Below are 10,332 nucleotides of genomic sequence, written 5' to 3'. Positions count from 1 at the left end.
CGGTGGCCGAGCCCGCTCCGGCACCTGTCGCACCGTCGGGCAACGGCGGCGGCGGCAAGGTGCTGGCCAAGCCGCCGGTCCGCAAGCTCGCCAAGGACCTCGGCGTCGACCTCACCTCCGTGCCCGCGACGGGTGACGGCGGCATCGTCACGCGCGCCGACGTCGAGTCGTATGCCGCGGGCGCACCGGCCGCTGCCGGCGCACCCGCCGCTGCGGGCGGGTCCACCGCGGCTCCGGCGGTCGGGATCGGTTCTGCCACACCGGCATACGGGCCGTTCGGTTCTGGCGAGAGGGAGGTGCGCGTCCCGATCAAGGGCGTGCGCAAGATGACGGCGCAGGCGATGGTCGGCAGTGCGTTCACGGCGCCGCACGTCACCGAATGGGTCACCGTCGACGTCACGGCCACGATGGACCTCGTCGCGAAGCTGAAGAAGGACCGCGAGTTCAAGGACGTCAAGGTCACCCCGCTGCTCATCCTCGCCAAGGCGATGGTGCTCGCGGCGCGCCGCAACCCCGAGATCAACGCGGCGTGGGACGAGCAGGCGCAGGAGATCGTCCTCAAGAGCTACGTCAACCTCGGCATCGCCGCGGCCACCCCGCGCGGGCTCGTCGTCCCCAACATCAAGGACGCCGACCGGCTCGACCTGCGCGGTCTCGCCGAGGCGATCGGTGGGCTCACCGCGACCGCCCGCGAGGGACGCACGCAGCCGGCCGACATGTCAGGCGGAACGATCACGATCACCAACATCGGGGTCTTCGGGATCGACGCGGGCACGCCGATCCTCAACCCGGGTGAGGCCGCGATCCTCGCGTTCGGCACGATCAACCGGCGTCCGTGGGTCGTCACCGACGAGGCCGGCAACGAGACCATCGCGCCGCGGTCGGTCACGACGCTGGCGCTGAGCTTCGACCACCGCCTCGTCGACGGCGAGCTCGGGTCCCGCTACCTCGCCGACGTCGCCGCCATCCTCGAGGACCCGTCCCGCGCCCTCGTCTGGGGCTGAGCGCCGGTCACCACCGAGACGTCCCTCCGACACGTTGTCGGAGGGACGTCTCCGTGTGGGCGGGGTTGTCAGGTGCGCTCGCCGAGGATGGCGAGGGACGCCTCCTGGCGGGTCCGGACGCCCAAGTGTGCGATGACGGCGCTCACCTCTCGCTCCACGGTGCGCAGGGAGGTGTCGAGCCGTCGGGCGGTCGTCGTCTCCTTGTCGCCCCGCGCGACCGCGAGGGCCACCTGGACCTGCCGCGGCGTGAGCGGGCTGCGACCGGTGACCTCGTCGGGGCGCACGGCCACCTGCCTGAGCGCCACGACCACCTCGCGAAGGAGGCCCACGAGCTCGGCGTCGGTCGTGGAGCAGAAGACGCGCTGACCGTCGTCGTCGAGGCCGCCGCTGAGGATGGCGAGGGTGTCGTCGACGAGCATGGCGTCCTGCAGCACCGGCGCGACCCAGACGTCGGCGTGGGTCGAGGGAAGAAGGGGCGAGAGCTCGAGCGCACGCCGGGGGACGAAGAGCGTGACGGTGACTCCGCGGGCGCGTGACCGGTCGTCGAGCGAGGCGCTGCGGTCGTGAGGGTCGATCCACCACCGGCTCTGCATGTTGACGAGGGAGCGTCGGGTGCGTGCCTCGATGAGGGCGAGCTGCTCCTCGAGGCGTTCCGGCGTCGTGGCCAGCACCGACCAGCGGTCGGCGCCGCGCTCGCGCAGTGCGGCGCTCCAGGCGTCGGCAAAGCGCGCCGTGTGGTCACGGACGGACGACGTGGAACCTGCGGACACGCGAACACCTCCGCGCCGATCCTAGGAAGGATCGGCACGGAGGTGTCGGGAACCCCGTCGCCGGACGGTCAGCCGGTGCCCCAGCGCCACCCCGGGGGCACGGCCACGACGACCGAGCTGTCGTCGGCCCGCTCGGCGGTCCCCTGACCCGCCGAGGTCGTCACGAGGGCGAGGAGCCCCAGCGCCACCGCGACCACTGCTCGTCCGACCGTGCGCTTCATGCATCCCCCTCGAAGTTTGGTGCGTCGCCTCTGGTGCAGCGTAGGAGCCGGGGCGCCCTATCGCCATGAGGATGGCGGGGACCCGCCGCCCCTCTGGTGCCGACAGCTACTTCGTGCCGTAGAAGAAGAGAAGCTTGGTGCGCATGTAGTCCTTGTCGCCGGTGAAGGAGGCGACGGAGTGCCAGTCGCCGAAGGCGTAGACGCGGGAGATCTGCGTCCAGCCGTCCGCGCTGCGGCAGGGGCCCGCCACGCGGGTGTACTGGCTGATGTCGGTGAAGAACCCCCGGTAGTTGATGTTGCCCTGGGTGTCCTCGTAGAGCTTGGTGTCGGCCTCCGCGACGTAGATGCACGTGCCATCCGGGAGGGTCCCCGTGGTGGCTGCCGAGGCGGACGTGGCCGCGGGGACCGCTGCGGTGGCGAGCCCGAGGGCGGTGACGAGGGTGGTGAGTGTGCGCTTCACGAGGATCTCCGGTCGTTGTGACGTTGTGGCGCCCGGGCGGGCGCACCACAACACCCTCACGGTGCAGACCGATCGATGGCGAGGGTGCTGGCGGGCACCCGCCACCCCCCGGTCGGATCGCGAGGCCGCGGTGCGAGAGAGTGAGCCGTGCTCTCGACGTACCGCCCCCTGTTCGCGATCCCGGGAGCGTGGCGGTTCCTCGCCGCGGGAGCGCTGTCGAGGGTGGGCGGTGCGATGTTCGGCGTCGCGATCATCGTCATGATCGCGACCCGTCGCGACTCCTACGGGCTCGCCGGCGCCGTCTCGGCCGGCGGGATCGTCGTCCTCGCGGTCGCGGGCCCGGTCATCGGCCGCCTCGTCGACAAGCTCGGCCAGCGCCGCGCCTCGATGCCGTTCATCCTCCTGACCTTCGTTGCCGGGCTCGTCACCGTGGTGCTGTCCGCGGTGGGCGCGCCCGCGTGGACCCTCTTCGTCGGGTATGCCGTCTCGGCCTTCCTCCCCGAGATGGGTCCGATGTCGCGGGCGAGGTGGGCCTGGCTGCTGCGGGACGAGCCCGACGCGTTGCATGCGGCGATGTCGCTCGAGCAGGTCGTCGAGGAGGCCGCGTTCGTCCTCGGGCCGGTGCTCGGCGTGCTCGCGGCGACGGTGCTCTTCCCCGAGGCCGGGTTGCTACTCGCCTACGTCGTCTTCACCGCGGGATCGGTGCTCTTCCTCTCGCAGCGGCGGTCGGAGCCGCCGGTCGTCCCGCACGACGAGCGCCCGCACGGGCTCGCCATCACCCGGCCCGGGGTGGCGGCGGTCGCGGCGGCGATGTTCATGGTCGGTGGCGTCTTCGGCGGGAACGAGGTCGTGGCGGTGGCGGTCGCCGACGAGGCGGGACGTACGGGCATGAGCTCGGTCATCCTCGGGGCCTTCGCGCTCGGCTCGGCGGTCTCGGCGGTCGTCTTCGGCACCCGCCGCTTCTCCGGCTCGATCGCCCGGCGGTTCGTCTGGTGCGCGATGGCGATGTTCGTCCTCGAGGTGCCGGTGCTTCTCGTCAGTGATCTGTGGGGCCTCGCCCTGCTGATGCTCGTCGCGGGCTCGGCGACTGCGCCCACCCTCATCACCGGCATGACGCTCGTGCAGCACCTCGTGCCCCGGGCCTTCCTCACCGAGGGGATGGCGGTCGTCATCACCGGGCTGCTCATCGGTCTCGCGTCGGGCACGGCGCTCAGCGGCGTGCTCGTCGACGCGTGGGGGGCCCACGAGACCTTCGCGCTGCCCGTCGGCGCCGCCCTGCTCGCGGCCGTCATCGCCGCGTTGTCCGGCCGACAGGTGGCGCGGGCCGTGCGCGCCGGTGTAGCCACCTGACACGATCGTCGTCGGTCGCGCGTCAGGACGCCGGGCTCGCGAGCCCGATCGCGTCTCGCGAGCCTCGTCAACGAGGCTCGGGACGAGCGGACAGGCTCGCGAGCCCCATGGCGTCTCGGTAGCAGCCTCAGTGGCCGGCGGCGGCCTCGGCGTCAGCCTCGTTGCGCTCCTGGTAGGCCGAGCCCTTGCGAAGCTCGACCTCGGGCAGGAACCACATGATGACGAAGCCGACCACCATGACGGCGGCCCCGACGAGGAAGACGTGGTCCATCGCCTCGGAGAAGCCCATGAGGAACGGCTTGGCGAGGCGCTCGTCCAGAGTGCTGAGGAACGAGCTGTCCTGCAGCACACCGCTGCTCGCGGCTGCGGAGGCATCGCCCGACGCCTGCGACTGCGACATCTGACGGGCGAACTCGGCGTTGGCGGGGTCGCGCAGGGCCGTCTGGAACTCGGGCGTCGGCGCGACGGAGCGCATGGCCGCGGCGATCTTCTCCGGGACGAGCGAGAAGAGGATCGTCAGGAAGACCGCGGTCCCGATGGTGCCGCCGATCTGGCGGGTGAAGGTCGCCGTCGACGTGGCGACGCCGATCTGCTGCGGGGGCACGGCGTTCTGGACGGCGAGCGTGAGCGGCTGGAAGTTGAAGCCGAGCCCGAGGCCGAAGAAGACCATGACGATCATCGTCTGCCAGAGCGGGGTGTCGAACTCGACGTAGTGGAAGACGAAGAGCGACACCATGAGCAGGCCGACGCCGACGATCGGGAACCAGCGGTAGCGGCCGGTGCGGCTGATGACCTGGCCCGAGATGATCGAGCCCGACATGATGCCGAGCGTCATCGGCACGAGGAGCAGACCGGCCTCGGTGGGGGAGGCGCCCTTGACGATCTGGAGGTAGAGCGGCAGCGAGGCGAGGCCACCGAACATCGCGATGCCGATGAGGATCGAGGCGGCCGACGACACCGCCACGGTGCGGTTGCGGAAGAGTGAGAGCGGGAGGATCGCCTCGTCGCCCATCCGGTGCTCCTGCCAGAAGAAGAGCACCCCGGCGACGACGCCGATGGCGTAGCAGACGACCGCGTTGGTCGAGCCCCAGCCCCACTCGCGGCCCTGCTCGGCGACGAGGAGCAGCGGCACGAGCGAGACCGAGAGCAGGGCGGCGCCGGTCCAGTCGATGCGGTGGTCGAGGCGCTGGTGGCGCAGGTGCAGCGTCCGTGACACGAGCGCGAGGGCGGCGATGCCGATCGGCACGTTGACGAGGAAGACCCAGCGCCAGCCGGTGATGCCGAGGATCGAGTCGGCGCCGGCGAAGAAGCCGCCGATGACCGGGCCGAGCACCGACGACGTGCCGAACACGGCGAGGAAGTAGCCCTGGTACTTCGCGCGCTCCCGCGGAGGGACGATGTCGCCGATGATCGCCAGGGCCAGCGAGAAGAGGCCGCCGGCGCCGAGCCCCTGCACCGCGCGGAACGCGGCGAGCTCGAACATCGACGTCGCGAACGTGCAGAGCACCGAGCCGATGACGAAGATCGTGATGGCCGCGGTGAAGAACTTCTTGCGACCGTAGATGTCGGAGAGCTTGCCGTAGAGGGGCGTGACGATCGTCGAGGTGATGAGGTAGGCGGTCGTCGCCCAGGCCTGGTGCTCGAGTCCCTTGAGGTCGTCGGCGATCGTGCGGATCGCAGTGGCGACGATCGTCTGGTCGAGCGCGGCAAGGAACATGCCGGACATGAGCCCGACGAGGATCGTGACGATCTGTCGGTGGGTGAGCGGCTGGTCGGTCGTGGCGGTGGCGGTCATGCGGGGTCCTTGCTGGAGTGGTCCTCGGAAGTCGCGTCCCTGACGGAGGGGTCGCGCGGGGTGAAGAGCGGGTGCGCCTCGACGTCCTCGGCGAACCGGCGCAGGAGCGTGTCGAAGGTGGCGATGTCGTCCTCGCTCCACTCCGACGTCACCTCGCCGAGCCAGGCGTTGCGCCGGTCGCGGAGCGTCGTGAGCAGCTCCCGGCCCGCGTCGGTGAGGGTGAGCATGTGCGCGCGGCCGTCCCGCGGGTCGGCGACCCGGGAGACGTAACCCTGTGCGACGAGCGCGCTCACCTGACGGCTCACGGTCGAGATGTCGAGGTGGACGCGCTCGGCGATCTCCGAGACGCGGCGCGGGTCGCCCGCGAGGTTGAACATCAGCGGGTAGCCGACGGGGTCGACCTGGGGGTGGACCCGGGGCGCGCGTTGCTTCACGGCGCCCATGAGCTTCATCGCCCGAACGAGGGAGTCGCCGAACGAGGAGCGCACCGAGTCACTGTCGGGTGGTTGCGGCATACAAGCAAGTGTGCACCTGATGGTTGCATCACACAACCGAGTGCCGGGACGGAGAGCCCCGGAGGCGCGGCGGCGCCTGCCTCAGGGGGTGATGACGAGCGCGTCGAGGACGCGCCGCGCGATCTCCTCGTCGCCGGTGACGGTGACGTGGGTGTCGGCGGTGCTCACCCGTCCGGCCGCGCGCCGCGTCGCCGCCTGCGTCGACATGGTGAGCGTCGTCGTGACGACGTCCGGGTGCTGCTCGGCCTCGCCGGTGAAGAGGGGTATGCCGTGCGCCTTGCCGTCGCGCTCCTCGACCCGGGCACCCGCCCGGCCGACGACCGGGCCGGTGAGGTCGAGGATGACCGCGTGGTCGTGCGGGACGGCGGCCGTGCGGGCGACGATGCGCGGGAGGGCGCGGAAGAGGAGGTTGACGGTGTGGGCGGCCGCCGCGGTGTCGAGGTTGCCCGGTCGCCCGATGGCCTCGCGGATGTCCTGCTCGTGCACCCAGAGGTCGAAGAGCCGGCTGGACATGAGGCCCAGCAGCGTCGTCGGGCCGAACGGTCCGGTCGCGGGGTCCTCGGACGAGGTCGTCTCCGCCTCGAGGTGGCGGACCCTGCTCGAGACGAGCGCGTCGAGCTCCTCGAGCAGCTCCTCGAGCGAGCGGCCCCGGCGCGAGGTCAGGAAGCGGTCGACGACGTCGTTGATGTGCGGCGTCTGCGCCTGTTCGTCCGCCGAGAGGCCGGGCGGTTCCTCGCCCTGGACCCACGCCTCGAGGCTCACGACGTGCGCGAACTGGTCGAGCACGGTCCACCCGGGGCAGGCCGTGTCGCGCTCGGCGTCGCCCGGGCGCAGGGAGTGCCCGAGGTCGCTGATCGCCTGCACGGTCTGCGCGTAGGCCGCGGTGAGCGCGGGCAGGTCCTCGGGTGCGGCCGGGTGGAGCGTCATGCCGTCACCCTAGTGAGTGCCTAGGGTGAGGGGGTGGTGACGACCGGCGCGGGTGCCCTGCTGCGTGCGGCGCATGCCGGCCCGGCGCTCGCGGTCACCGTGCTCACCCTCCTCCTCGCCGTCTCCGCAGGACTGGGGCCCGCGAGGACGGTCCTCGTCACCGCAGCCGTCCTCGCCGGGCAGCTCTCGGTCGGCTGGTCCAACGACCTGCGCGACCGGTCGCGCGACGCCGCCGTCGGCCGGTCCGACAAGCCGCTCGCCACCGGGGAGCTGACCGTGGGGCTCGTCCGGTGGGCGTGCGTCGCGGCGGTCGTCGCCACCGTGGTCCTCTCGCTCGCCTGCGGCCTGGTGCCCGGGCTCGTGCACCTGCTCTGCGTCGCGTCGGCGTGGTCCTACAACCTGTGGCTCAAGGCGACGTCCGCGTCGTGGCTGCCGTATGCCGTGTCGTTCGGCGGGCTGCCCGTCTTCGTCCACCTCGCCGGAGGTTCGACGCCCCCGACCGAGGTCGTGGCGGGAGGTGCGCTCCTCGGCGTCGGCGCCCACCTGCTCAACGCCGTCCCCGACCTCGCCGACGACGAGGCGACCGGCGTGCGCGGGCTGCCGCACCGGCTCGGCGCGCGCCGCAGCACCCTGCTCGCCGTGGTGCTGCTCGTCGCCGCGACGGCCGCGCTGCTCGTCACCGGCACGGTCGGCCTCGCCGGGACCACCGTCGGGGCACTCGTCGTGGCAGGCTTGGCAGGGCTCGCCCTCGTCGGCCGCGGCCGGGCACCGTTCTACTCCGCCGTCGGGATCGCCCTCACCGACGTCGTCCTCCTGGTGGCCCGATGAGCCGATCGGCGCGAAGCGAGGCCCTTGTGCACACCCGCCTGCTGTCCGTCGGGACGGCGCTGCCTCCGCACCGTCACACGCAGGGCGAGATCACCGACATGTTCGAACGGGTCGTCGGCGCGCGCGGTCCGGTGAGCTCGCGGCTGCTGCGCTCGATCCACGGCAACGCCGGTGTCGCCCAGCGCCACCTCGTCCTCCCGCTCGACGCCTACGAGGGGCTCGACGGCTTCGACGCGGCCAACGACCTCTTCCTCGAGCACGCCGTCGCCCTCGGGGCCCGTGCCCTCCAGGACGCGCTCAAGGCGGCCGGCCTCACCCCGACCGACGTCGACCTCATCGTGTCGACGACGGTGACCGGCCTCGCCGTCCCGTCGCTCGACGCGCGGATGGCCGGCGTCGTCGGGCTGCGCGAGGACGTCAAGCGGATCCCGCTCTTCGGCCTCGGCTGCGTCGCGGGAGCGGCGGGCATCGCGCGGGTCCACGACCACCTCCTCGGCCACCCCGACGACGTCGCCGTCCTCGTCGCCGTCGAGCTCTGCTCGCTCACCGTCCAGCCCGACGACACGAGCACCGCCAACCTCGTCGCGAGCGGGCTCTTCGGCGACGGCGCCGCCGCCGCCGTCCTCGGCGGGCCCGAGCGTGAGAGCCACGTCGAGGTGCTCGACTCCCGCAGCCGCCTCTATCCCGACAGCGAGCGGACGATGGGCTTCGACGTCGGCGCCTCGGGGCTGCGCATCGTCCTCGACGCCCACGTCCCGGCGATCGTCTCGCGCCACCTTGACGGGGACGTCGACCGCTTCCTCGCCGACCACGAGCTCACCCGCGAGGACATCGGCTGGTGGGTCTGCCACCCCGGCGGGCCCAAGGTCATCGACGCCCTGCGCGACACGCTCGGCCTCACCGACGACGACGTGTCGCTCACCCGCGACAGCCTCTCGCGCATCGGCAACCTCTCGTCGGTCTCGGTGCTCCACGTCCTCGCCGACACCCTCGCCGACCGGCCGCCATCGCCGGGCACCCACGGTCTCCTCATGGCGATGGGCCCGGGCTTCTGCTCCGAGCTCGTGCTGCTGCGCGCCCTCGACGTCGACGAGCGGGACGGCGCGCGATGACGAGCCTCACTGCCTTCGTCGTCGTCGTCCTCCTCGTCGGGCTCGAGCGCCTCGCCGAGCTCGTGGTCTCCAAGCGCAACGCCGCGTGGAGCCTGTCGCGCGGAGGAGTCGAGACCGGCCAGGGTCACTACCCCGCCATGGTCGTCCTCCACACCGGCTTCCTCGTCGCCATGCTCGTCGAGGCCCTCGTCCGCCGACCCGTCGTCCCCGCCGCGCTCGCGTGGTCGATGCTCGCGGTCGTCGTCGCCGCCCAGGCCCTGCGCTGGTGGTGCATCGCCACCCTCGGCCGCCGCTGGAACACCCGCGTCATCGTCGTCCCCGGCCTCGCGCCCGTGCGCTCGGGCCCCTACCGCTGGCTCTCGCACCCCAACTACGTCGCGGTCGTCGCCGAGGGCGTCGCGCTGCCGCTCGTCCACGCGAGCTGGGTGACGGCCCTCGTCTTCACCGTCGCCAACGCCCTCCTGCTCGCCGTCCGCCTGCGCGCCGAGAACGCCGCCCTCGCCACCCTCCCGACGCTCGAGGAGGCCCGCCGTGCGTGACCTCCTCGTCGTCGGCGGCGGGCCCGTCGGCCTCGCGACCGCCCTGTATGCCGTCCGCTCCGGTCTCGCGGTCACCGTGCGCGAGCCGCGGTCCGGGGTCATCGACAAGGCGTGCGGCGAGGGCCTCATGCCCGGCGCGCTCGCGGCCCTGCGCGACCTCGGCGTCGAGGTGGAGGGCCGGCCGATCGACGGCATCCGCTACCTCGACGGCCGGCACGCCGTCGACGCCCCCTTCCGGTCCGGACCCGGGCTGGGCGTGCGCCGCACCCGGCTCCACGCGGCCCTGCTCGACGCGGTGCGCGCTGCCGGGGTGGAGGTCGTGCCCCGGGGGGTGCGGGAGGTCGAGCAGTGCACCGACCACGTCCTCGTCGACGGCGAACGCGTGCGCCACGTCGTCGCCGCCGACGGTCTGCACTCGCCCGTCCGGCGGATGCTCGGGCTCGACGCCGAGCGGCCGCGGGCCGGGCTGCGCCGCTACGGCCTGCGCGTCCACGTCGCCACCGCGCCGTGGTCGTCGATGGTCGAGGTGCACTGGTCGCCCGTCGGTGAGGCGTACGTGACCCCGGTCGGGTCCGACGAGGTCGGGGTGGCGCTCCTCAGCGCGGAGCGCCGGCCGTTCGAGGAGCTCCTCGCCGCCTTCCCCGCCGTCCACGACCGGGTCGCCGACCACCCGCGGTCGCCGGTCCTGGGTGCGGGCCCGCTGCGCCAGCGCTCCCGGCGCCGGGTCGACGGTCGGGTGCTCCTCGTGGGCGACGCCGCCGGCTACGTCGACGCCCTCACCGGGGAGGGGCTGGCCCTCGGCCTCGCCCAG

At 72.7% G+C, this 10,332-nt stretch carries 12 protein-coding genes; 6 read left to right on the top strand and 6 right to left on the bottom strand.

Features of this window, described 5'->3' with window-relative positions; genetic code table 11:
- Window positions 1-1,004, top strand: a 1,004-nt coding sequence (locus N798_RS14890; RefSeq protein WP_035949908.1) for a dihydrolipoamide acetyltransferase family protein, incomplete at its 5' end; no start/stop codon positions are given.
- Between the two features lie 68 nt (window positions 1,005-1,072).
- Here the strand turns inward: N798_RS14890 and N798_RS14885 are convergent.
- The 3 genes from N798_RS14885 to N798_RS14880 form a co-directional block, all read right to left on the bottom strand.
- Window positions 1,073-1,774: a LuxR C-terminal-related transcriptional regulator gene (locus N798_RS14885; RefSeq protein ID WP_035949907.1), complete on the bottom strand. Its 702-nt coding sequence runs from the start codon at window positions 1,772-1,774 to the stop codon at window positions 1,073-1,075.
- Between the two features lie 68 nt (window positions 1,775-1,842).
- Window positions 1,843-1,995, bottom strand: a complete 153-nt coding sequence (locus N798_RS18210) for a hypothetical protein (RefSeq protein WP_156971759.1) — start codon at window positions 1,993-1,995, stop codon at window positions 1,843-1,845.
- Window positions 1,996-2,101: 106 nt separating this feature from the next.
- A complete protein-coding gene (locus N798_RS14880) occupies window positions 2,102-2,455 on the bottom strand; it encodes a hypothetical protein (protein ID WP_035949905.1) in 354 nt (117 codons plus the stop codon).
- Between the two features lie 147 nt (window positions 2,456-2,602).
- On the opposite strand from N798_RS14880, the gene N798_RS14875 reads away from it, so the two are divergent.
- The gene (locus N798_RS14875; RefSeq protein ID WP_035949903.1) at window positions 2,603-3,805 is read left to right on the top strand and encodes an MFS transporter; all 1,203 of its coding nucleotides are present in this window, start codon (window positions 2,603-2,605) and stop codon (window positions 3,803-3,805) included.
- Window positions 3,806-3,932: 127 nt separating this feature from the next.
- Here the strand turns inward: N798_RS14875 and N798_RS14870 are convergent, their stop codons facing one another.
- The 3 genes from N798_RS14870 to N798_RS14860 form a co-directional block, all read right to left on the bottom strand.
- Window positions 3,933-5,600, bottom strand: a complete 1,668-nt coding sequence (locus N798_RS14870) for an MDR family MFS transporter (RefSeq protein WP_035949902.1) — start codon at window positions 5,598-5,600, stop codon at window positions 3,933-3,935.
- A complete protein-coding gene (locus N798_RS14865) occupies window positions 5,597-6,115 on the bottom strand; it encodes a MarR family winged helix-turn-helix transcriptional regulator (RefSeq protein ID WP_084100792.1) in 519 nt (172 codons plus the stop codon). The genes N798_RS14870 and N798_RS14865 overlap by 4 nt, the downstream gene beginning before the upstream one ends.
- A gap of 81 nt (window positions 6,116-6,196) precedes the next feature.
- On the bottom strand, window positions 6,197-7,042 hold the full coding sequence (locus N798_RS14860; RefSeq protein WP_035949900.1) for a maleylpyruvate isomerase family mycothiol-dependent enzyme: 846 nt from the start codon (window positions 7,040-7,042) through the stop codon (window positions 6,197-6,199).
- Between the two features lie 33 nt (window positions 7,043-7,075).
- Between N798_RS14860 and N798_RS14855 the strand changes: the two genes are divergently transcribed.
- From N798_RS14855 to N798_RS14840, 4 genes are all read left to right on the top strand, one after another.
- A complete protein-coding gene (locus N798_RS14855) occupies window positions 7,076-7,870 on the top strand; it encodes a UbiA family prenyltransferase (RefSeq protein ID WP_035949899.1) in 795 nt (264 codons plus the stop codon).
- Window positions 7,867-8,982, top strand: a complete 1,116-nt coding sequence (locus N798_RS14850) for a type III polyketide synthase (protein WP_052117406.1) — start codon at window positions 7,867-7,869, stop codon at window positions 8,980-8,982. Before N798_RS14855 ends, N798_RS14850 begins: the two co-directional genes overlap by 4 nt.
- Window positions 8,979-9,521 carry an isoprenylcysteine carboxyl methyltransferase family protein gene (locus N798_RS14845; protein WP_035949895.1) on the top strand — a complete coding sequence of 181 codons (543 nt, stop codon included), beginning with the start codon at window positions 8,979-8,981 and terminating at the stop codon, window positions 9,519-9,521. Before N798_RS14850 ends, N798_RS14845 begins: the two co-directional genes overlap by 4 nt.
- On the top strand, window positions 9,514-10,332 hold an 819-nt coding region (locus tag N798_RS14840), incomplete at its 3' end, for an NAD(P)/FAD-dependent oxidoreductase (RefSeq protein WP_035949893.1). The genes N798_RS14845 and N798_RS14840, both read left to right, overlap by 8 nt.

Origin of the sequence: Knoellia flava TL1, from assembly GCF_000768675.1 — a bacterium.
GTDB classification, from domain to species: domain Bacteria; phylum Actinomycetota; class Actinomycetes; order Actinomycetales; family Dermatophilaceae; genus Knoellia; species Knoellia flava.
The sequence above is the reverse complement of the archived record's forward strand: the minus strand, read 5'-3'. Positions and strand labels throughout refer to the sequence as shown.